General features: G+C 70.6%; 21 protein-coding genes and 1 pseudogene. 9 read left to right on the top strand and 13 right to left on the bottom strand.

Going from position 1 to position 21,449, the window contains the following annotated elements:
- Nucleotides 1-11: 11 nt before the first annotated feature.
- From ABT345_RS12915 to ABT345_RS12905, 3 genes are read right to left on the bottom strand one after another with little or no spacing between them, the layout of a single operon-like run.
- Nucleotides 12-788, bottom strand: coding sequence for a class I SAM-dependent DNA methyltransferase (locus tag ABT345_RS12915; RefSeq protein ID WP_345078186.1), 777 nt, complete (start codon nucleotides 786-788; stop codon nucleotides 12-14).
- A gap of 22 nt (nucleotides 789-810) precedes the next feature.
- Entirely contained in the window at nucleotides 811-2,016 is a 1,206-nt protein-coding gene (locus ABT345_RS12910; protein WP_345078189.1) for a YcaO-like family protein, read from the bottom strand.
- Entirely contained in the window at nucleotides 2,013-3,014 is a 1,002-nt protein-coding gene (locus ABT345_RS12905) for an aKG-HExxH-type peptide beta-hydroxylase (protein ID WP_345078192.1), read from the bottom strand. Before ABT345_RS12905 ends, ABT345_RS12910 begins: the two co-directional genes overlap by 4 nt.
- 2,968 nt (nucleotides 3,015-5,982) lie before the next feature.
- On the opposite strand from ABT345_RS12905, the gene ABT345_RS12900 reads away from it, so the two are divergent.
- Nucleotides 5,983-6,153, top strand: coding sequence for a hypothetical protein (locus tag ABT345_RS12900; RefSeq protein WP_345078195.1), 171 nt, complete (start codon nucleotides 5,983-5,985; stop codon nucleotides 6,151-6,153).
- On the opposite strand, the gene ABT345_RS12895 is transcribed toward ABT345_RS12900, so the two are convergent.
- Nucleotides 6,137-7,093 (bottom strand): Lrp/AsnC family transcriptional regulator, encoded by a 957-nt coding sequence (locus ABT345_RS12895; RefSeq protein WP_345078198.1) that lies wholly within the window; start codon nucleotides 7,091-7,093, stop codon nucleotides 6,137-6,139. The genes ABT345_RS12900 and ABT345_RS12895 overlap by 17 nt on opposite strands.
- A gap of 186 nt (nucleotides 7,094-7,279) precedes the next feature.
- Between ABT345_RS12895 and ABT345_RS12890 the strand changes: the two genes are divergently transcribed.
- Nucleotides 7,280-8,902: an amidohydrolase gene (locus tag ABT345_RS12890; protein ID WP_345078201.1), complete on the top strand. Its 1,623-nt coding sequence runs from the start codon at nucleotides 7,280-7,282 to the stop codon at nucleotides 8,900-8,902.
- 271 nt (nucleotides 8,903-9,173) lie between these two features.
- Here ABT345_RS12890 and ABT345_RS12885 read toward each other — a convergent pair whose 3' ends face one another.
- On the bottom strand, nucleotides 9,174-9,980 hold the full coding sequence (locus ABT345_RS12885) for an SGNH/GDSL hydrolase family protein (RefSeq protein ID WP_345078204.1): 807 nt from the start codon (nucleotides 9,978-9,980) through the stop codon (nucleotides 9,174-9,176).
- A gap of 45 nt (nucleotides 9,981-10,025) precedes the next feature.
- Nucleotides 10,026-10,619 (bottom strand): PadR family transcriptional regulator, encoded by a 594-nt coding sequence (locus ABT345_RS12880; protein WP_345078207.1) that lies wholly within the window; start codon nucleotides 10,617-10,619, stop codon nucleotides 10,026-10,028.
- A gap of 151 nt (nucleotides 10,620-10,770) precedes the next feature.
- Between ABT345_RS12880 and ABT345_RS12875 the strand changes: the two genes are divergently transcribed.
- Entirely contained in the window at nucleotides 10,771-11,259 is a 489-nt protein-coding gene (locus ABT345_RS12875; protein WP_345078210.1) for a nuclear transport factor 2 family protein, read from the top strand.
- 219 nt (nucleotides 11,260-11,478) lie between these two features.
- Here the strand turns inward: ABT345_RS12875 and ABT345_RS12870 are convergent, their stop codons facing one another.
- The 4 genes from ABT345_RS12870 to ABT345_RS12855 form a co-directional block, all read right to left on the bottom strand.
- Entirely contained in the window at nucleotides 11,479-11,796 is a 318-nt protein-coding gene (locus tag ABT345_RS12870) for a hypothetical protein (RefSeq protein WP_345078213.1), read from the bottom strand.
- Nucleotides 11,797-12,019: 223 nt separating this feature from the next.
- A complete protein-coding gene (locus ABT345_RS12865) occupies nucleotides 12,020-12,970 on the bottom strand; it encodes a LysR family transcriptional regulator (protein ID WP_345078216.1) in 951 nt (316 codons plus the stop codon).
- Between the two features lie 94 nt (nucleotides 12,971-13,064).
- Nucleotides 13,065-14,186, bottom strand: a complete 1,122-nt coding sequence (gene arsB / locus ABT345_RS12860) for an ACR3 family arsenite efflux transporter (RefSeq protein ID WP_345078219.1) — start codon at nucleotides 14,184-14,186, stop codon at nucleotides 13,065-13,067.
- Nucleotides 14,186-14,497 carry an ArsR/SmtB family transcription factor gene (locus ABT345_RS12855; protein WP_345078222.1) on the bottom strand — a complete coding sequence of 104 codons (312 nt, stop codon included), beginning with the start codon at nucleotides 14,495-14,497 and terminating at the stop codon, nucleotides 14,186-14,188. Before ABT345_RS12855 ends, arsB begins: the two co-directional genes overlap by 1 nt.
- A 77-nt stretch (nucleotides 14,498-14,574) precedes the next feature.
- Between ABT345_RS12855 and ABT345_RS12850 the strand changes: the two are divergent.
- Nucleotides 14,575-14,768 (top strand): annotated as a pseudogene (locus ABT345_RS12850) (low molecular weight phosphatase family protein); the annotation flags it as partial.
- A gap of 5 nt (nucleotides 14,769-14,773) precedes the next feature.
- Here the strand turns inward: ABT345_RS12850 and ABT345_RS12845 are convergent.
- Nucleotides 14,774-15,121 carry an ArsR/SmtB family transcription factor gene (locus ABT345_RS12845; RefSeq protein WP_345078225.1) on the bottom strand — a complete coding sequence of 116 codons (348 nt, stop codon included), beginning with the start codon at nucleotides 15,119-15,121 and terminating at the stop codon, nucleotides 14,774-14,776.
- Nucleotides 15,122-15,303: 182 nt separating this feature from the next.
- Here ABT345_RS12845 and ABT345_RS12840 point away from each other — a divergent pair, with 182 nt between their 5' ends.
- A complete protein-coding gene (locus ABT345_RS12840; RefSeq protein ID WP_345078228.1) occupies nucleotides 15,304-16,716 on the top strand; it encodes an NAD(P)-binding domain-containing protein in 1,413 nt (470 codons plus the stop codon).
- Between the two features lie 205 nt (nucleotides 16,717-16,921).
- Here ABT345_RS12840 and ABT345_RS12835 read toward each other — a convergent pair whose 3' ends face one another.
- Nucleotides 16,922-17,545 (bottom strand): type III effector protein, encoded by a 624-nt coding sequence (locus tag ABT345_RS12835; protein ID WP_345078231.1) that lies wholly within the window; start codon nucleotides 17,543-17,545, stop codon nucleotides 16,922-16,924.
- A 128-nt stretch (nucleotides 17,546-17,673) separates the two neighbouring features.
- Here ABT345_RS12835 and ABT345_RS12830 point away from each other — a divergent pair, with 128 nt between their 5' ends.
- Nucleotides 17,674-18,105 (top strand): Hsp20/alpha crystallin family protein, encoded by a 432-nt coding sequence (locus ABT345_RS12830; RefSeq protein WP_345078234.1) that lies wholly within the window; start codon nucleotides 17,674-17,676, stop codon nucleotides 18,103-18,105.
- 98 nt (nucleotides 18,106-18,203) lie between these two features.
- Nucleotides 18,204-18,608 (top strand): DUF2267 domain-containing protein, encoded by a 405-nt coding sequence (locus ABT345_RS12825; RefSeq protein WP_345078237.1) that lies wholly within the window; start codon nucleotides 18,204-18,206, stop codon nucleotides 18,606-18,608.
- A gap of 121 nt (nucleotides 18,609-18,729) precedes the next feature.
- On the opposite strand, the gene ABT345_RS12820 is transcribed toward ABT345_RS12825, so the two are convergent.
- Nucleotides 18,730-19,407 carry a TetR/AcrR family transcriptional regulator gene (locus tag ABT345_RS12820; protein ID WP_345078240.1) on the bottom strand — a complete coding sequence of 226 codons (678 nt, stop codon included), beginning with the start codon at nucleotides 19,405-19,407 and terminating at the stop codon, nucleotides 18,730-18,732.
- 225 nt (nucleotides 19,408-19,632) lie between these two features.
- Here ABT345_RS12820 and ABT345_RS12815 point away from each other — a divergent pair, with 225 nt between their 5' ends.
- Nucleotides 19,633-20,808, top strand: a complete 1,176-nt coding sequence (locus ABT345_RS12815; RefSeq protein ID WP_345078243.1) for an MFS transporter — start codon at nucleotides 19,633-19,635, stop codon at nucleotides 20,806-20,808.
- A 191-nt stretch (nucleotides 20,809-20,999) separates the two neighbouring features.
- Nucleotides 21,000-21,443 carry an acyl-CoA thioesterase gene (locus ABT345_RS12810; protein WP_345078246.1) on the top strand — a complete coding sequence of 148 codons (444 nt, stop codon included), beginning with the start codon at nucleotides 21,000-21,002 and terminating at the stop codon, nucleotides 21,441-21,443.
- The last annotated feature ends 6 nt before the right edge of the window (nucleotides 21,444-21,449 follow it).

The raw sequence follows: 21,449 nt of genomic DNA, 5'->3' as shown, positions 1-21,449 counted from the left end.
CCCGCGCCCGGTCAGAGCGAGTCGGCGTGCTCGTAGACCGAGACGTGGTACGTGCAGCTGTCGTGGAACGGTTCGCCGGCCCAGCCGCCGTGGCGCCGGCGCAGCCGCAGGCCCGCCAGCCGGGCCATCAGGTCCAGCTCGCCGAACCCGGCGTAGCGGAAGCGGACGTGCACATGGTTCAGCTGCCGGCCGTCGGCGATCAGGTAGTGGGATTCGTAGCGCTGCGCGGCCCGGTCCACCTGCCGGTGCCGTACGACCAGGGAGCCGTCGGCGGTGGGCAGCACCCGGCCGGCGGCCGACTGCGATGCGGACAGCGTCTCCGGCAGCAGGGAGTCGAAGACGAACACACCGCCCGGTTTCAGGTGCCGCGCCGCCGCCTCGAAGCAGCGCAGCTGCGCTTCCTGGGAGGGGATTTCGAAGAACGTCCCGCCCGCGAGATAGATCAGCGAGTAGCTGCCGTCGACCGGTACGTCGGTGAAGTCGCCGATCGTCAGCTTGATGTGCTCGCCGCCCGGCCGGGACCGCAGTTCGGCGGCCATCGCCGGTGAGCTGTCGATGCCGTGGACCTCCAGGCCGGTGGCGGCCAGTGGCAGCGCGATCCGGCCGGTGCCCGGACCGAGCTCCAGCACGGGTCCGGGGGCGCCGAGTTCGGCGAGCAGGGCGACGGTGTCCTGGGCGGGGACCGCGTGGCCGAACCAGTCGTCGTACCGTGCGGCGAACCGGTTGGCGTACGAGCGGTCCGGGTCCTCGGCGGGCGGTGCGGTCGTGGGTTCGGCGTCGACGGACATGCTTCCTCCGTGGTGGTAGTGGTCAGCCCAGGGGGTGGGGGAGGCGGGTGCGGGCGCCGGCGGGCGCGTGCGGGACGCGTTCGTCGGCGGGCAGGCGGCGGGCGCCGGGGGCGACGAGGCGTACGACGGTTGCGGGGCCGTCGGGGTCCTGGGGCGCGGTGGTGTCGACCAGGATCACGTCGTTCCCGGTGAGGTCGGCGAGGGCTTCCGCCGGGTGGTGGAGCTGACCGCCGGCCGGCTCGGGCGGGGGCGCTGACCTGCGGTGGAGCAGGTGGGCGAGGCTGTTTTGCCGGTGGTAGGCGTGCAGGGCGTGTTCCAGCGGCCCGTGGGGCGGATCGCCGTCGGCCGAGCGCATGCGGTGCCAGGCGGCGCGCGCTGCGGTCGTGCCCAGGCTCCAGCGCACCATCAGCGCCTCGTGGCAGGCGGCCGCCGCCGCGGCGCCGTCCCCGCTCGGGTAACAGGCCGCGCGGGCGCCGAAGGTCTGCCCGCTTCCGTCCGGCGCGTGCAGGCACGCCACGACGCAAGCCGTTCCGGCGGGGCCGGGCAGCAGCACGAACGTGGCCGGCGTGCCGAGCGCCGTCAGCGTGTTCCGCAGCGGTGGCGGCAGCGCGAAATCGGCCACCGTACGGGGCCCTTCGGCATACCAGGCGTGCCACAGCAGGTGGCGTTCCAGCACCTCCAGAGCGGCGTGCCGCCCCGCCGCGGAACGCGTGCGGTGGGCGGCCAGACCCGTGGAGCCCGGGCGCAGCGGCGCGGCGCAGCCAGGTGGCGGCCGGTGCGCCAGATACACGGCGCACGCCGGGACGAGGACCTCGCAGCCGCTGCCGAGCGCCTCTCCGGGCACCCACAGCAACTCGGCGGCCCGCACCTCCCGGGCTTCACCGTGCAGTTCGGGCCAGGTCAGCGGGTCGAGGGCGGGGACGCCACGGCGCCGCAGCGCGTCGTAGGAGCCCACCACGGCACCACGCCCGCCGGCCTCGGCCTGCCGGGCGGCCAGGACGTTGCCCACGCGCTCCGCCAGCTCTCCACGGGCGCGTACCGCCACCTCGTCGCGGTCCGTTCCGGCCGCCGAGCCGATCAGTACGGGCGAGCCGTTCGCCGCGTCGTTCGCCGAGAACGTCCGGGAGCGGGCGGCGGTGCGGGCGAAGACCAGCTCGGGGGCGGCGGGGAACGGCACGAAGGTCTGCACCGGCCAGGGCCGGCCGCCGCCCGTGAGCCGGGGCGTCATCGCGCGGCCTTTGCGAGGACCTGGCGGGCTTGCGCGGCCACGTCCCGGCCGTGCTCGGCGAGCGTGTCGCGGTGCCCGTCCAAGGTGGCACATCCGTCAACGCCCTGGGCGGCGAGCAGGTCGCGCCGGGCCTCGACGGCTGCCCGGCCGCCGCCGAAGGTGTCCGCCGGTGCCGCCAGCAGCCGTTCGTACAGCAGCACACTCCTGGCGAGGACGACGACCTGCTGGAAGAGGCCGGCCAGCGGGCGCGGGTCGGCGCGCAGCGGGGTGCGCAGCAGCTCCGCCGGTGTGCCGGTGAGGAAGGGCGCGGTCACCGCCGCAGCGTTGCAGCGGTTATGGGTTCCCTCGTGGACCAGGGCCTCGACCAGGGGCAACGGCGGGGGCAGAGAGCCCGTCTCGTGGTCGGCCGGGACGACCCGCTCGGCGTTGACGAAGATCACGCCGTGCACGGTGAAGTCGGTGAACCCGTCGATGCCCCACCCGTCCAGCAATGCCACCTGCCGGACCACGGATGACACTTCGGCCAGCATCTCCGGCCAGACCAGCCCGAGGACCCGCTCGGCCTCCCCGAACACCTCGCCGTGGCGCGCGCTCCAGGGGGCGACGGTCAGCGCGGCGAGGTCTGCGGCACGCTCGGGCCGTTTCGGGATGGCGGTACGGGCCCGGTCCAGGCTCGCCAGCAGATGCTCCTCCGCCGGCGGCAGATCGACCGGCCACGCGCCCGTCGCGTCGCGCTCGGCGGTGCGTGCCGCGCTGGCCCGGGCCCGGGCGCCGACGGCGCGCACCTCGGCCGCGAAACCGTTCAGCAGCCCACGGGCGGGTTCACGACGGGTGAGGCGCTGAGCCCGGTGGGCTGCGGCGTGATAGCCCGGATAGGTGATCTCGGCATCGGAGGGCAGCTCGCCCTCCGGCAGCACACGACACAGCCCGGCACGCACCAGCCGGGCAACGGCACGCCCGTCCTCCCCGGCGGTCCGCGCATCGGGGGCAACCTGCACGCGCTCCACCTCTCCTCGCGGCGCTACGGCATGTGTGCGGGGCCGGACCACGGCCCGGCCCCGCACAGCGGAGGGGTGCCCTGCGGCACCAAGGTCCGGACTGCCGCCCGGACTCAATCCCGCAGGTCGACCATCAGGGCGAACTCGGGAAGCTCCTCGTCCTCCACAGGCTCCAGGTCTTCGACCTCGGCTTCGTTGGTGTCGCGGATGTCGTCCATGACTCTCCTCCTGGCAATCAGGGTTTGTCCTGGTGACACGGCCGGACGCACCTGCGCACACGAGCGAGGGCGTCCGATACCGCCTTTCCCACGATGAGCAGAGATACCTGCTTGCGCGACCTGAGACCGGGGCGGTCGGTTGATCACCATCGGTCTTCGTCGGCTTGTCCTGAAGAACCAGGCGGGTTTCCTGTGCCCCAGAGGGCCCGCCCAATCGGCTCCATCCGGGTGTGCGGGAATACCCCGGCTCCGTAGGCACCCACGGCCGTGGTCGTGTGCCTTGCCGGACGCGAGGCTGCCGAGCTTCATGCGGGGTTGGCTCGGGCACGCATGTGGTGGCGGTTTTCCCCATGCCTACGGACATGGTCTGCTGAACGTTCCGAGAGACGGGAAGCGCCTCCGAGTCATCGGAAGGCCCCACCGGACCTCGCTGCACATGCAGCGAAACCCGTCATCGAACGGCACGGAACGCCACCCAACGACACCGAAACGCCCCCTCTCACCTGGCCTTTTAGAAAAACCGCAGGTGAGAAGGGTCATGTTGACGGGTTCAAATCCCACCGCTACCGCTCACACCCCCCCGATCTGCGGAAACGCGATCAGGGGGGTGTTTTGCGTGTTGCCTGTGCAGCGAGATTCGCTGCACAGAACTCCCGGCGGTGCCATAGCTTTCGTCAACTCCCCTGCACGCAAGGGAAACTGAAGCACCCCTCGGCGGGACCGCCGCATACGGGTCCCGGCACAGGCATTCGCGAGCGCCACGGACGCCGCGCACGACACGCGAGTTTCCGGACGGCGTTGTTGCCCGGCCGGACTTATCGGAAGCCGCACCGGGGGTACCTGATCGACTACCAGCTGACGCACGGCGCCATCCCGCGCCCGGGCTGGGGCAATGACAACCCGACCGTGCGTCTTCGGTTCGACAATCGGCGGATAACCGGGCGCCCGCTGGGCCTGCGGCGGACGCCGCTGCGACTGTCCGGCAGATCAGCCGCTCCACCGTCGAGTCGGACGCAATGCGGTACCCGCCGCCAGGTCAGCGGCATCGCGCAGCCCCTCGCGGCGCCGGCCGAGCGATTCCGCCAGTACCTCGACCAGCCGCGAGCGGCGATCCGTCGACATGGTGCGGCCCGGCCCGATCAGGGTGGACGACGGCACCGGCCACGGCCACGGCCATCCAAGGATCACCCCCCGGAGCCACCGCCCGCTCCGCCGTCTCCGGGTGATGGCAGCCGCCGGCACTCCACCGAAACCGAACCGGCGCATCGCAGCATGCAGGACCAGTTGAGGCATAGAGAATTCATTATTCAAATCTTTATGAATTCAATATGGAAAATGCCGGTTTCCGAGTCACTTCCGATCACTTTGCCTGCATTTACCTACACTCAACGTGCACGCCAGAGGTAAGAAGTCGAATATTTTCGGAGGATGGAATGAGACGGAAATACACAGCCCTTCTGCGGCGTGCCGCCCTGCCGGTACTGGCCGCGGCACTGCTGACGGGGGCCACAGCGGCGGGCCAGGCAGCGGCGGGTGATGGTGACGGCGACGGCGGGAAGAAGGGCCACTGCCCGCACTCCTGCCCAGAGGGAAAGCCCGGCCCTCCCGGTCCAGCGGGGCCGGAAGGACCAGCAGGACCGGCGGGGCCCGAAGGACCAGCGGGACCGGCAGGACCCGAAGGACCAGCGGGGCCGGCGGGGCCCGAAGGACCGGCGGGACCGGCAGGAACCGAAGGACCAGCAGGCCCCGCAGGACCGGCAGGCCCGGCAGGCCCCACAGGACCCGCAGGCCCCGCAGGCCCCGCAGGACCGACCCTGCCGACCCAGATCGTCCGGGAAACCTACACAGTGGGGAGCCTTGGCAACAGGGGAAGCGCCACTTGTCCCGCGGGAACCGTCGTCACGGGCGGTGGAATGACGATTCCCAGTTCAGGCGGCACCTCTTCAAACGAAGTGGTCCAGTCCTTCCCGTCCTCCCAGACCACGTGGACGGTGCAGTTCAACAACAGGGGGCTCTCCGGCAGTTCCTACTCGGTCTACGCCGTGTGCCTCCCCGTGACCCCAACGGGCTGACACGGCCCGTCGTACCGGCAGGCCGGCGCCCTACGCCGAGAGCGGCGGTCCCCTGATCCGAGCACCCCCCGATCGTCCCGCCCCACCGGATGCACCGGGACGTGCTCGGCTCAACTTGGGGCACCACCGCGACGAAAGACGGCCGTGCGGCGGAAGAAGACGCGCTGCCAGCGCGATGCCACACCCCCGACTCGCCTCAACAATCACTCTCTGCAATCACCCAGAAGGCCGAGAGGGGCCCACGCGCCCATCCGAACCACCTCGCCGAACCACCGAAACCCGCCTCCTCACGCTTCTACGAGAAGCACGCCCGAGACGGCGGACAGCCCCGCCGGAGCTCGCCGCACATGCAGCGAAGCCCGTCATCGAACGACACGGAACACCACCCAACGGCACCGAAATACCCCCTCCCACCTGGCCTTTCAGAAAAACCCCAGGTGAGAAGCCTCATCTTGACGGGTTCAAATCCCACCGCTACCGCTTGTAACACCCCTCTGACCTGCGGAAACGCAGATCAGAGGGGTGTTTTGCGTGGTGCACATACAACACATGCGTCGCACAGAAACTCCGACGAGACCGCTCCATTCGCCAACTCCCCTGCGGGCAAGGGGTTTTGAAGCGTCCCTCGGTGGGACCGCCGCCCACGGGTCCCGGCGAAGGCAAGAACGACGTTCCGGGATGAGGACCTCGTATCCGCGGTTCAAGCGGCTGTTCACCGCGCACGAGCCGCGCTTGTTCTTCTCCCCACGGACTTCGCCGGGGAGGGACGCCGCGGACGCGCCGGGGCTGCGGGACTACAGCCTGGTCACGCGGCTCGTCCTGCTGGTGTGCGTCAGGGACGGCGGATGAGGCCGGTGCGTTTGACGGTGGCCAGGAGCGGGGTGGTGTCGATGGCGGTGATCCGGTCGAGGGGGCCGACGGCGGTGATGAGGAACGTGTAGAGGGCGTCCAAATCCGTTGCGGCGAGGGCGATGAGGAGGTTGGCGGGGCCGGTGGTGGCGGCGGTGAAGCGGACCTGTGGGTGGGCGCTGAGAGTGTGTGCGGTCTCCTCCAGCGCACCGGGCTGCACGGTGATCCACAGCAGGGCTTCGGCGTGCGCGCCGAGCAGGGCGAGGTCTACTTCGGTGGCCAGGCGAAGGACTTGGCCGCGTACGAGTGTGCCGAGGCGTCGGCGGGCGGTGAGTGCGGTGGTGCCGGCGCGGCGGGCGAGGTCGGTGTAGGTGGCTCGGCCGTCCTCGGCCAGGGCGGTGATCAGGGCGGTATCGATGCCGGCAGGGGCGGGCGGCGTGGTCGACGGGGCGGGGGCGAGCTGGGCCGTCTCCTGGGGGGTGAGCAGGCCGGCGGTCCATTGGAAAGCGCTCGGGAAGACGCGCAGCAGGGTGTGGGCGGTCCAGGAGTCGACGGCGTCGGTGGCGGGCAGGTCGCGCAGCAGCAGGGTGTTGCGGGCGTCGGGGCCGTCGAGGAAGAAGATCGCGGAGATCTCGTCGCCGCCGCCGAGGATGTCGACCCAGACGGTGTCGGTGCGGCGGGCCAGCGCGTTCGCCACCTGGCGGATCTTGTGGGGGCGGCAGCGGATGCGCAGGGCGACGGGGATCAGGTGGGGAAAGTGCGCGGGGTTGCGGACGGCGGTGGCGCGCAGGGTGCCGTCGGCGTACAAGGGGGCGGCGCGACGTACGACGGTGCGCTCCGACAGCCCCAGGCAGTGGCCGATCTCGCGCCAGGAGGCGCGGGGCGACGCGAGGAGGACGGCCGCGATTCGGCGGTCCGTCTCGTCGAGTGTCTGTCGCATGATCTGCATATTAGGGCGCATTCCTGACGTGTTTCCTGCGCGAAGTCCCGCTGGGTGTGTGCGAAGCTGCTGAACGCTTCTACAACGGCCTGGTCAGCGGCTGCGAGAGACAACCATGGGCCGATCGCCTGACCTGGCCCGTGTCCCGCCGCGTACGAAAACGTCGAGCTGGTGAGGGAGAAGACCATGGCGGAACACGGTGCCGATCTGCTGATTCGGGCGGCGGCGGTGCACACGCTGGTGCCCGGTCAGGCCCCCCAGCGGGCCTTGGCGGTGCGGGGCGATCGCATCGCCGCGCTCACCCCCGATCCGAACGGTCTCGACCACCTGGTGACGGCGCGCACCACGGTCCACGACCTGCCCGAGTCCGTCGTACTGCCGGCCTTCGACGACACCCACACCCACCTGATCTTCGCCGGACACAGCGTGCACGACGTCCCCGTCCACACCGCCCGCACCATCCCCGAGTTCCTGGATCTGATCCGGCAGCGGGCCGCCATCACGCCCGAGGGCGAGTGGATCGGCACGACCACCAACTGGCAGGAACTCAACCTGGCGGAGCGGCGCATGCCCACCGCGGCCGAACTCGACCAGGCCACCGACCGCCACCCGGTCCTGGTCAAGCGCGGCGGCCACAACGACGTCGTCAACACCTACGCGCTGCGTCTGGCGGGCATCACCGAGGACACCCCCGTCCCGCCCGGGGGCGAGATCGGACGCGACGCCGACGGCCGGCTCAACGGCCGGCTGATCGACAACGCCATGGGCCTGGTGGAACGGTTCGTCCCGGCGGCGGACCGGGCCCAGCGCATCGACGGGCTCCGCCTGGCCAGCGCCCAGTACGCCGCCACCGGGATCGGCACCGTCCGCGACTGCGCCGTCTCCCTTGACGACTACGCCGTCCTGCTGGCCGCCCGGGAGGCAGGCGCGCTCAGCACCCGGGTCCGGGCCCTGATCCTGGCGATGGGCCTGACCAGCGCGGCGCAGGTGGAGGACCTGCTCGACGCCATGGAGGACTGGCGCTACAGCGCCGACCCGTGGCTGCGGGTATGGGGGGTGAAGTTCTTCCTCGACGGTGGGCTGGAGGCCGGGGCCACCGAAGAGCCCTACGTGTGCGACCACGCCTTCTCCGGAACGCTGACCTGGGAGCCCGACGCGCTCGTCGAGGCCGTCGAGGCCGTGGTCCGCCGCGGCTGGAAGGTCGGCACTCACGCATACGGTGACCGCGCGGTGCGCATCCTCCTCGACGTCTACGAACGCGTCCTCCAGCGCAATCCCGGCCTGCCCGCGGGCACCCTCGTCATGGAACACGGCGGCCTGGCCGGCCCCGCCCAGCGCGCCCGCGCCGTCGCCCTGGGCATCCCCGTCACCATCCAGCAGCCGCTGCTGCACGACACCGCCGAGGTCGAGCGGGGATTCTGGGGACCGGAACGTGTCGCCGCGCTCTTCCCCGCCCGCGGCTGGCTCAACCAGGGCGCACTGATCGCCGCCGGATCCGACTTCCCCGTCGGCCAGTTCGGCGCCATGCGCTCCATCTGGGGCATGACCACCCGCCAGACCGTCATCGGCGTCCAAGGACCCCAGCACGCCATCACCTACGACGAGGCCGTCGCACTGCACACCACCAACGCCGCCCGCCTGCTCGGCGAGGACCACCTGCGCGGCACCCTCACCCCCGGCCGCCTCGCCGACCTCACCATCTGGGACCGGAACCCCGCCCACTGCCCCGCCGACACCCTGCGCGACCTCAACCCCACCCACACCCTCCTCGGCGGCCTCCCCGTCCATCACCGGGAACCGGTCGACTGAGGTCCACCAGCTGAAGCAGGTCGCAGGAGGCACCCACGGCGCAGCACGAACCGCCCTTGAGCGGCACCGAACGCCACCCGATGACACCGAAACACCCCACCCCGCAGACGGGCATCTCGCCGTGCTCGCTCGACGCGCAGGCCCTTCCCCTTCCGGGGCCGGTCAGGGGCGCACTCCCGAGCACACTGCCCCGGGCCGCTCTTCCCACCCGACACCACATCAGGTCTCGGGTACGGACCGAACGGCCCTTCGCCGCGCCGGTCTGCCGGGGTCACGTCTCCTGAGTGCGCTCGGCGGCCAGGAGGGTCAGGTGGGGGCGCTTGGCGGTGCGGTTGTCGCCCGAGGAGCGGCCGTGCAGGCGGCGGGCGATCCAAGGTCCGAGGAATTCGGCGGCCCAGCGCAGTTCGGCGGCGCAGGTACGCAGGCCGGAAGGGCGCGGCGTGGCGGGAGCGGACAGGGGGTGGGTCCAGGAGTCGTCGCTGCCGGGCAGGTCGAGGGCGTGGGCGACGGCGGCGGCGATGCGCTGATGCCCCAGGGGGCCGGCGTGCAGGCGGTCCGCGCTCCACAGGCGGGGGTCGGTGACGACGGCGTGGCGGGTGGTCTCGGCGACGGCGACGCCGTGCCGGCGTGCGGACTCGCGGATGCGGTGGTTGAGGGCGGTGACGCGGTGGCCGAGGGGCCGGGCCAGCGGGGTGATGCGGGCGACGTCGGGGAAGGTGAGGGTGGCGACGCGGGTTCCCCGGGCGGTGAGCGCGGCGAACATCGCGTCCAGGTGACCGGCGACCTCGTCGGCGTCGAAGCGGGGCCGCAGCAGGTCGTTGACGCCGGCCACCACCGTTGCCAGGTCCGGCCGCAGGGCGAGGGCGGGGGCGAGTTGCTCGGCGCGGACCTGGCCGGCGAGGCGGCCCCGGACGGCGAGGTTGGCGTAACGCAGGCCGGGGTTGTGGCGGGCCAGGTGCGCGGCGAGGCGGTCGGCCCAGCCGCGCAGCCCCGTCAGGTCGTCGCCGTCGCCGACCCCCTCGGTCTGGCTGTCGCCGAGAGCCACGTACCGCGAGAAAGGGACTTGTACGCCGGGCATGGCAGGGCCTCTGTTCGGTGAGTCGGTGGGACGGCTGCCGTTGGATCACGCCCGCGGCGTGGCGTGTTCCCGGTCGCGGGCCGACGTCGCGCGGTGGGCGAGGATGCGGAGCGCGGTCTCGCCCCACCGGATGTTCTCGTTCTCGAAGGACATGCCGCGCAGCAGCGTCAGGTACGGGCCGATCCGTTCGGCCTGTGCGCAGTACTCGTCCTCCGTGCGCCCCTCCAGGAGGCGTTCCTTGAGGCGTTCGTACCGGGCGAGCTTGGCCGCGGCCCACTCCATGCGTTCGGTGATCGCCGCTCGTACGGCCTCGATGTCACCGGCATCCGCGCACTGCACCTTGACCATCAGCTCGTCGCGGATGGCCGTCGGCTTGCCCGGCGGTTCGGTGACGTAGGCGCGGACGGCGTCCATGCCGGCTTCGGTGAGCGAGAAGAGCCGCTTGTTCGGCCGGCGCTCCTGCTCGACCACCCGCGCGGCGATGAGCCCCTCGCCCTCCATGCGTTCCAGCTCCCGGTAGAGCTGCTGAGGGGTGGTCATCCAGAAGTTCGCGACGGAGGCATCGAACCCTTTGGCCAGGTCGTAGCCGGACGCCTCCCCTTCGAGGAGCGCGGCCATCACCGCGTTGCGCAATGCCATGAGCACAGCGTATCGCTTCGTTGATTAGTCAGGAAAGTGAGTACCTGAGCCCCTTCGCGTCCGTCATCCCGCCACGGAGGGGTGGACAACTCGCACAGCACACCTCTAGCCTCCGATGCACCTATTCAACTAGTTGACTAAAGGTGGCGTCGTGCACCCGTTCCGCAGGGCCGTCGAGAGCCGCGACGAGGCCGCCCTTGAGGCGCTTCTCGCCGAGAATGTCGTCTTCACCAGCCCCGTCGCCTTCAAGCCGTACCCGGGCAAGGCGATCACCGCCGCGATCCTGCGCGGGGTGATGCGGGTCTTCGAGGACTTCGTCTACGTCCGGGAGATCGCCGGCCCCGACGGCCGCGACCACGCGTTCGTCTTCACCGCGACCGTCGGCGGCAAGCAGATCCAGGGCTGCGACTTCCTCCACGTCGACGAGGCGGGAAAGATCGACGACCTCACCGTCATGGTCCGCCCCCTCTCCGCCGCCCATGCGCTCGCCGAGGCCATGGGAGCCCAGTTCGACCGGATCGCTCGCGAAGCCCGGCAGGCAGCCGGAGCGGCTCCTACGACCGACTCGGCCGGGGCACGTCCGGGAGGAGGCGGGACGATCAGCTCGGCGGTGCGTCGAGACAGGCTCGGCGGGGGCTGAATGCGGCGATGGAGTGCCGCTGCCGGGCGACCCGGAGGACGCACTGATCGCCGAAGCCTGCCGGGACCTGCGGCTGCCCGCCTTTGTCATCCGGTGTCATCCGGTGTCATCCGGTCCGCGAAAAGGGTGGTGGCGTCTCGCCATTGCCGTGCTTCTTCCTCCCGGTAGCGAGAAGTCACCGGAAGGAAGAAGCAGGCCTGCGGGCCTTCCTCGACCCCTCTATGTGGTGATCAGGAACAACCGGTACCAGGTACCGATGCAGCCGTCCGGATTGGGTATCGGGCACTGGGGCGTGTTCGGCGGCGCCGAGTATTTCGGCTCGCATGTGTATCCGTATGCGCCCTGATAGTGCGCAACGTACGCCAGGTACTGCCCATCACGGTTGCACTGGTCGAGTTGGACGTTGGGGTCGCCGGCGTAGGTCGTTATGTAGATCTTCCCCTCCTTCGGCGAAGGGGAGTCCGCGCTTGCGACGGGAGCAACGGCCGTGACCGTCAACAAGGCCGAGGTGAGCGCCAGCAGAGTACGTTTGATCATTTCTCCCTACTTTCCGATCGCGCGTCACAAAAGTGAATGCGCACGATCCCCCCTTTAATTGACTGCCCGAGAGTTCATACCCGCGGGATGCGAGTCCATCGTCACCAGCACCACCCGAGGCCGGCTACTCCCGTTCGATGTGGATGCGGTTCGGATTTATATAGAAAAGGGAATGATTGCAGGTGTGTGACGTTCCGCCGCGCTGCGCGCTGCGGGGCAGGCTTCAGTGCCGGCTTTGCAGGATGGTCCGGGCTATCTGCCGGATCTCGCTCACGATGGGACGGTCGCGGTTTGCGGCGAACCAGGTGAGGGCCATGGTGCAGGGCGGCAGATCCACCACGTCGCGATAGACGATGCCCGGACGCGGATAGAAATCGCGGGCGGAGGCGGGCAGGAAGCCGATCGCTTGTCCACGGGCGATGGCATGCAGGACGCCTTCGACGTCGAACGCCAGCGGCCCGAATTTTATGGGCACGTCGTTGGGGCGCGGATTGACGGTCCAGAAATCGCGCCAGATCTGGGGGGATTCCGGCGACATGGTCACCATGGTGCGATCGGAAAGATGCGCAAGCGTGAGAATATCTTCGGCGGCCAGCGGATCACTGGCCGGAAGGCAGACGACCCGAGGCTCCTCCATCAAGTGCAGGGTCTGCATATGAGAAGGCGCGGGCGGACGCAGAAAAGCCACGTCCACGTCACCGCAGGAAAGCGCCTGGTACTGGTTGATGAAATTGAGGCTGCGCGTCTCGATGGCGAGTTCAGGGTGGCGTTTGTGCAGTTCGTCGAGGATGGCGTTCGCGTGAGGCATGGCGGGCTCGGCAGAGACCGTGCCGATGACGACCCGCCCGGCGATCTCGCGGGACCGCGACTGCGCCGCCTGCCGGAGGCCGGCCATGGCCTCCGCCACGGCCCGGGCCTCCGGAAGCAGAGCCCGCCCGGATGGGGTCAGCTCCACGACACGGCTGGTGCGGTCGACCAGCTGAAGACCCAGCCTCTCCTCCAGCGCGCGAATCTGCTTGCTGAAGGCCGGCTGCGTCATGAAAAGCCTGGCGGCGGCGCGCCCGAAGTGCAGTTCCTCTGCCAGCACCATGAACAGGCGGAGTTGATGGACGCTCGGCTCCGAGGCACCTTTCGCCTCGTACCGTAGGGGGAGGTCCCTGTCGTCTGCGGTCATGGAGAAAAACTACTGAACCTCGCAGTAACCGGTATACGAGTCACGGGTGTTCGGCTCTGCGCACGGAGCTGCTCGGCCGCGGCGGGCCTACGGCTCAGCTCTCCGTCGCTGCCGTCCCCCTGGCCGCCGGGGCGAACTTCCGGCGCCAGGCCAGGGCCACGTAGACGAGGCCGATCAGGACCGGTACTTCGATGAGCGGGCCGACGACGCCGGAGAGGGCCTGTCCGGAGGTGACGCCGAAGGTGGCGATGGCGACGGCGATGGCGAGTTCGAAGTTGTTGCCCGCGGCGGTGAAGGCGAGCGTGGCGGTGCGGTCGTAGGCCATGCCCAGGCCCTTGCCGAGGAGGAAGGTGCCGAAGAACATCACGGCGAAGTACGCCAGCAGGGGCAGGGCGATGCGGATGACGTCGACCGGCTGTGAGGTGATCGTCTTTCCCTGGAGGGCGAAGAGGATGACGATCGTGAAGAGGAGGCCGTAGAGGGCCCAGGGGCCGATCTTCGGCAGGAACCGCTGCTCGTAGCCTTCGCGGCCCATCTTCTTCTCGCCGAGGCGGCGGGTGAGGAATCCGGCGAGCAGGGGGACGCCGAGGAAGACGATGACGTTGAGGGCGATGTGCCCTGCGGATACGTCGAGGCCCTGTCCGTCGCCGAGACCGAGCCACCGGGGGAGCAGGTCGAGGTAGAACCAGCCGAGCAGGCCGAACGCGAGGACCTGGAAGACGGAGTTGAGGGCGACGAGGACGGCAGCGGCCTCGCGGTCGCCGCAGGCCAGGTCGTTCCAGATGATGACCATGGCGATGCAGCGGGCCAGGCCGACGATGATCAGGCCGGTGCGGTACTCGGGCAGGTCGGGCAGGAAGATCCAGGCGAGCGCGAACATGACCGCCGGGCCGACGAGCCAGTTGATCACCAGCGAGGAGATCATGAGTTTCTTGTCGCCGGTGACGGTGTCGAGGCGGTCGTAGCGGACCTTGGCGAGGACCGGGTACATCATCACCAGCAGTCCGATCGCGATCGGCAGGGAGATGCCGCCGATCTCGACCTTCGCCAGTGCGTCGCCCATGCCGGGGATGACGCGCCCGAGGCCCAGACCGATGACCATGGCGAGCAGGATCCACACGGCCAGGTAGCGGTCGAGGGTGGAGAGCTTCGCGACGATCGACGCCTCCGCGCCTGCCTGCGCGGTCTTCGTCGCGGGTTCGTTCGCCGTCTTCATCAACAGGCTCGCTTCCGGCCGGTCTCGGCAGTCGTACGGGCGGTTTCGGCGAGGTCGGAGAACTGGCCGGCCAGGCGCGCGAGGACGTCGGGCCGGAGCCGGTAGTAGGTGAAGCGCCCGCACGGCTCCGTCTCGACGACTCCGGCCTCGCGCAGCACCTTGAGGTGGTTGGAGAGGTTGGTCTGCCGCGCGCCGGTCTCCTCGACCAGGTGTGTGGTGCACAGGGTCTCGTGGGCGAGCAGGTTCACGATCTGGAGCCTGAGCGGGTCGGAGAGCACCCGGATCAGATCAGTGTCGACTGATGTCAGCATGCGCTGACACTCTCACATCATTGGCAAGTGATACCACTGGAGGCTGATGCGACGGGTGTCCGCCCCGCCTGAAGTAGTCCGACGTCTGCATCACCATGGGCTGCGGAGACGCCTGCCCGATCCCCCCGGCAAGCGCTATCCGGACTGGAAGCTCGACGACCCGGCAGGCCAGGGCGTCGAGGCCGTCCGCCCGATCCGCGACGAGATCAGGAAGCTGATCGAGGGGCTGATCGAGGAGATCGCCCCGCGGGGGCCGCGGCCCGCCGGGTGAGTGCGTTACCTGGGGGCCGGCGGGCCCAGCAGGCTCCCCATGGCCGCCAGGACCGACGGCTCGACGCGGTAGTAGACCCAGGTGCCGCGCCGCTCGGAGGTCAGCAGCCCGGCCTCCTTGAGCTTTTTCAGGTGATGGGAAACGGTCGGCTGGGACACGCCGACATCGGAGATGTCGCACACGCACGCCTCGCCGCCCTCGTGCGAGGCCACCGCGGAGAACAGCCGCAACCGCACCGGATCGCCGAGCGCCTTGAACATCCGCGCGCCCGTCTCGGCTTCCTCGGCGGTGAACGGCCGCTCCGTCAGCGGCGGGCAGCACGGGATCACCGGCAGCGGCTTGGCGTTCGACATACGCCTATGTTCACACATGTCGAATCAAGCGAATCAAGCCTTGGTGCGGTTCGCGGGGCGGGGTATCCCGTGGGCCAGGCGTGGACCAATTCGATGAATATCTATGTTGACGATTATCGAATTGCTTTGTCATGCTGGCCGTGCAGCCCATCGACGAACGTCGAAACACGCAAGGAGTCGCCGTGAACGTGCCCCCCACCGCTGACCTGCCCGTCGTCGTGATCGGAGCCGGGCCCGTCGGCCTGGCCGCTGCCGCCAACCTGGTCGATCGCGGCATCGAGCCTCTGGTGCTGGAAGCGGGCCCCACGGCCGGCGCGGCGGTGCGGGAGTGGGCGCACCTGCTGCTGTTCTCCACCTGGAGCGAGGTCACCGACCCCGCGGCCGAGAAGCTGCTCGCGCCGACCGGCTGGACCAAGCCGGACGCGGGCGCCTACCCGTCCGGCGGGGACTGGGTCGAGCGCTACCTCCGGCCGCTCGCCGATGTCCTCGGCGAGCGGGTCCGCACCGGCGCCCGGGTGACCGGCGTCTCCCGCGTCGGCCGGGACCGGATCGTCGACGCCGACCGCGAGAGCCAGCCCTTCGTCGTCCACGTCACCCGCGCCGACGGCACCGAGGAGCAGTTGCTCGCCCGCGCCGTGATCGATGCCTCCGGCACCTGGGCCACGCCCGGCCCCGCGGGCGGCAGCGGCCTGCCCGCTCTTGGCGAGCGTGCGGCCGCCGACCGCGTCGCCTACCGCGTGCCCGACCTCAAGGACCCGGCCGTCCGGGCCCGTTACGCGGGCAGGCGCACCGCCGTCATCGGCTCCGGCGCCTCCGCGTTCACCGCGCTCGCCCACCTCGCCGACCTGGCCAAGGCCGACGACGGCGCCGGCACGAAGGCGGTCTGGGTCCTGCGTCGCGGTATCTCCGGCGCCACCTTCGGCGGCGGCACCGCCGACCAGCTCCCCGCCCGCGGCGCCCTCGGCCTCGCCGCGAAGGCCGCGGTCGACGACGGGCACGCGGACGCGGTCACCGGCTTCCGTACCGAGGCCATCGCACGCGACGGCGACGGGCGTCTGGTCCTCGTCGCCGAGGACGGCCGACGGCTGGAGAACGTCGACGAGGTGATCGTGCTGACCGGCTTCCGCCCCGATCTGTCCTTCCTCTCCGAGATCCGCCTCGGCCTCGACGACCGCCTCCAGGCACCGGCCGCGCTCGCCCCGCTCATCGACCCCAACCAGCACTCCTGCGGCACGGTTTACCCGCACGGCCACCGCGAACTGGCCCACCCCGAACAGGGCATCTACCTGGTCGGCATGAAGTCCTACGGCCGCGCCCCCACCTTCCTCGCCATGACCGGCTACGAGCAGGTCCGCTCCGTCGCGGCCGCCCTCGCCGGTGACCTGGACGCCGCCGACAAGGTCGAACTCACCCTCCCCGAAACCGGGGTGTGCGGCGGCGCCGGCCTCTTCGACACCCCCGAAACCGACCAGGGCGGCGGCTGCTGCACCCCGGCGCCGCAGCTCGTCCAGCTCGGCGCACCGGCCACCACGGCCACGGCCACGGCCACGGCCACGGCCGAGGATGCCGCGGAAGGCGGCTGCTGCGGCTCCTGATCCGCCTCGGCACCTGACAGGGCATCTCGCCGACCACGACGAGCCCGGTCTCCCCTACTTCCGGTCCTTGCGCCGCGGCGTTCGGCTGCCGGGTGGCGGTCCGCCGGGGCGGCACACCGGCCCCGGAACGACCGGGGTCCAGCTCTCCCCTCGTTTGCCCGGGGCGGACGTTGACGGGGTTGCTGTTGCGGTGCGCCGGGCGGGGTCAGGGAGGCGTGAGGGTGTCGAGCCGGGCGGTGAGGTCGGGGTGGGCGGCGGCCAGGTGCGGGCGGGCGGCGGTCAGGGGGGCGATGAGGTCGGCGGGATCGTCGTGGGCGAGGGCCGCGTGGAGTTCGCCGATCGGGCGGCGGGCGGCGGGGGGAAGGTCGGTGAGCGCGGTGATCTGGCCGGCGAGGCGGCGCAGGTCGGCCGCGTTGCGGCGGGCCCAGGCGGCGGTGCTGCGGTCGGCGGCCCGGGCCTGACGGGTGGCCTGGACGCGCTGCTCGCCGGTGGTCCCGGCCGGGCCGGGACGGCCGCGCAGGTAGCGGCGTTCGGCGGCCTGGCGGCTGGCGACGCCGAGGGGGTGGGCGAGGTCGGCCCAGCTGGCGCCCGCGTCGCGGGCCGTTTCGATCAGGCCGGTCTCCCATCCGGCGAGCTGCTCGCGCACCTGCCGCAGCAGCGACAAGGAGGCCAGGGCCTGTTCCGGACCGGGCGCCGGGGCGGTCGGGGCTTCGTGCCGGGCCTCGCGCAGGGCGGCGTCTATGGCGTCGAGAGCCGCCGCGGCGGCAAGGAACGACACCGGACCGTGGGCGTCGGTGCGGGACGAAGACGGCTGGTCGGCCGGGGTCACGGGCACCCCTCTCGGGTTGTCATCAGATTGATGACATCACGTTTGTCATCCATTGGATGACATGCTACAACGGTTGCAGTGAGGCGCATTGGCAGTAACTGCCTGAACCTGCTGGAGGTGTTTTCACGATGTTGATGCGCACTGACCCCTTCCGTGAGCTGGACCGGCTGGCACAGACGCTGGTGGGCCCGGGCACCTGGTCGAAGCCGTCGGCGATGGCGATGGACGCCTACCGCGAGGGCGACGAGTACGTGGTGGCCTTCGACCTTCCCGGCGTCAGCGCGGACGCGATCGACATCGACGTCGAGCGGAACATGCTCACCGTCAAGGCCGAGCGGCGGCCGGCGGCGAAGGCCGACGACGTGCAGATGGAGCTGTCCGAGCGGCCGCTGGGCGTCTTCTCCCGCCAGATCGTGCTCGCCGACACCCTCGACACCGAGCGCATCCAGGCCGACTACGACGCGGGCGTGCTCACCCTGCGCATCCCGATCGCCGAGCGCGCCAAGCCCCGCAAGATCTCCATCGGCGTCGGATCCGGACACAAGGAGATCTCCGGCTGACACCGGACGGACGGGTGCGGAGGGCACCTGATCTCCCCCTCAATCCGCCCTCCGCACCCCGTGGGCAGTCCGAAGGACAAGAAGGGGTGGCGGTTGACATGGCTCTGCGGCACGAGGCGTTCCTCGGCCACGTGAAGGAACGCGGCGAGTACGGCACGGTGGAGGAAGCCGAGCGCGCGGCTCGCGTGGTGCTGGCCCTGCTCGGCGCGCACCTGGTCGGCGAGGTCCGCGCCCAGCTCGCGGCACGCCTGCCGGAGGACTTCGCCCTGATCCTCCTCAACCCGCTCCAGAGCGCCGAACCGCTGTCGCCGGAGCGCTTCGTACGGGCGACAGCGGCCTGGATCGAGGGCGCCACCGAACAGACCGCGACCTGGGACGTCAGCGCCGTACTGTCCACGGTCGCCGACACGGCCGGCGACGACCTGCTGGGACAGATCCTCCTCCAGCTCCCCGTCGGCTACGACCTCCTCTTCGGTCACCCCCAGCACTCCTCCGACCACTGAAAGCGCAAGGCCGCGGGCCGCCGCCCGCGGCCCGCGCCGGCAGTCATCGATTCGGGCCGAGCAGCCGTGCGCCGACCGGCCGGGACCCGCCGGATGCGGTAGCGGTGCGTCTTCCGGACGTTCAGGCCGGTACGCCCGATGCCCGTTCGGGCGTCGGGAGGCCGGTGTCCAGTGCCTGACGGGCCGGGGCGAGGAGGGCGGGGTCGCCGAGGGCGCGGTGGGTGAGTTCGAGGACTTGGGCGATGACCTGGTCGGTGTCGATCGGGTCGCCGGTGGAGATGAGGTCGTCCAGGAGGCCGTGGGTGGCGTGGTAGATCATGCGGAACGCCGTCCCGGGGTCGGTGGCGTGGAAGGCGCCGGCCTGTGCTCCCCGGGCGACGAAGTCGCAAATGGCGTCGATCACCCGCCGGTTGGCCTGCTTGCAGATGTCGAGGGCCGTGGCGTTGGCCTGCCCGTACACGATGCGGTGAAGGTCCGCGTTGCGGACGGAGTGCCGGATGAGAGTGCCGAGCAGGCGGTCGATGGTCGGCCACCAGGCGGATCCTTCTTCCAGGATGTCCTGCGCGGTGGTGACGATGGCGTCGGTGTAGCGGTCCCACAGGGCGCCGAGCAGGTGGTCCTTGGAGTCGAAGTACAGGTAGAAGGTGCCCTTGCCGATCTCCGCGGCGGCGGCGAGATCGGTGATGGTGGCGCGGTCGAAGCCGATGCGCGCGAAGACCTTCTCGCCTGCTCGCAGGATGTCTTCGCGGCGGTCTTCCCGCTTCTTGGTGACCCTCTTGCGTCGCGTGCCCGGTGGCATCGGCGCCCCTCCGTCCGGTTTTTGCGCACCCTATACGGCTGACCGCCGGTCAGTCATCCGTTGACCTCGTACGACCTCCGCTGATTGACTGACCGTCGGTCATTCGGTGGTTCACTGCTGCCGAGGCGGCCCTCGGCCGGTCCGTTCCCCGGGGCCGGCCGGTTTCATCACCCGCTCCGTGACGACGAGGACGAGATGACAACCGCGCAGACAGCACCTCCCGCCGTGGCTGCTCAGCCGGCCGGGAGCCGCGGCAGGTTCTGGGCCATCGCCTACACCCTGCTGTTCTTACTGACCGGGACGAACGTCCCCACCCCCCTCTACCGCGGCTTCCAGGAGAAGTTCGGCTTCTCGCCGCTCATGGTGACGCTGATCTTCGCGGTCTACGTGGCGGCCCTGGTCCCCTCTCTGCTGATCTTCGGGCCGCTCTCCGACGCCATCGGCCGACGCAAGGTCCTGGTCCCGGCCGTCGTCGTGGCCGCTCTGGGCTCGCTCGCCTTCGCCCTGGCGACCAACGTCACCTGGCTCTTCGGCGCACGCCTGCTGCAGGGCCTGGCCGTCGGCGCCGCCTCCGGCGCCCTGACCGCCGCGCTGAACGAGGCCGAGCCCACGGGCAACCGCCGCCGGGCCGCCCTGGTCTCCACCGTGGCATCCGTCGGCGGCCTCGGAACCGGACCGCTGCTGGCCGGCGTCCTGGCCCAGTACGCGCCCGCTCCGTACGAGCTGCCGTTCCTCGTCGAGATCACCCTTCTGGTGCCGGCGTTCCTCGCCATGGCACTCCTGCCCACGACCCTCCCCACGGTCAAGTGGCGGCCGCGGCGGCCGTCGATCCCGCCGTCCGTACGCGGCGTCTTCGGCACCAGCGGCACGGCCAGCTTTCTCGCCTTCACCGTCGTGGGCCTCTTCCTGGCTCTCGTACCGGCCTACGTCACCAAGCTCTCCGGCAGCCACAACCTGGCCCTGGCCGGCGGCGCCGTCACCCTGATGCTGGCCTGCTCCTGCCTGGCCCAACTCGCCGCGTACGGCGGGAAGGCGCGCACCCTGCAGATCACGGGGCTCGCCCTGCTCGCCGTCGGCCTGGTTCTGCTGGCCGTCGCGGGCGGCATCTCCAGCCTGGCGCTGCTCCTGGTGGCCACCGTCATCGGCGGAGCCGGCCAGGGCATGGCCTTCCTGGGCAGCATCACCGAGGTCAACCGCACGGCACCGCCCGGCCGTCACGCCGACGTGATCTCCAGCTTCTACGTCGTGGTCTACCTCGGCGTCGGCGTCCCGGTCATCGGCGTCGGTTTCCTGGCCCGGGTGATCAGCCTGCTGGAGGCCGTCCAATGGTTCAGCGCGGTCGTGGCCGTGCTGTGTCTGATCGACCTGATCGCTCTGTCGCGCCGCGCCGGGACGTCCTGAGGAGGGGCCGTGCGGCGGCGCCTCTGCCGAGGTGCCGTCCCGCCTGGCCACCGTCAGCCGGGCGATGGACACCGCCGGTTTTGTGCGGCGTACCGCGTATTCAGCGCGGGGCGGAAGTGTGCGGTTCCGGGGTGGTCGGGGGGCGGCCTAGCTTGGCGGTGTCGATGTGCCGCGTTTTCAGGGAGAACCAGGTGAGCACCGTGAAAGACCCCGGACAGTTCGAGCAGCTCTCGGTCCACCTCGATGATCTGGACCCCATGGGGATGCTCCACAACTCCCGTTACGTGGCCCTCGCCGAGCGGGCAATCAATGCGTACTGGAGTCGGCGCGGGTGGTCCCCGGATGCCGCGGTGTCCACGTTCCCGGACTTCTTCATGACCATCCGCGAGGTCAAGGTGGTCTTCCACCGGCCGATCACCGGAATGTGCGCGCCGGTCGTCCACTTCTGGATCGAGCGGGTGGGCACGACCAGCTGTGTGCACGGCTTCCGCGTCCTGTCCGAGGACCGGTCGGTGGTGCACGCGGAAGGCCACCGGGTGATCGTCAACCTCGATCCCCAGACGCTGCGTCCCGCCCCCTTCAGCGAGGCGTTGCGAGCCGCCGCCGGGCTGGAGCCGCAGCCGCAGGCCGCGTGACGGGCC

The organism is Streptomyces sp. NPDC000404, from assembly GCF_040300365.1.
Taxonomy (GTDB): domain Bacteria; phylum Actinomycetota; class Actinomycetes; order Streptomycetales; family Streptomycetaceae; genus Streptomyces; species Streptomyces ramulosus.
This window is presented reverse-complemented; position numbering and strand designations above follow the sequence as displayed.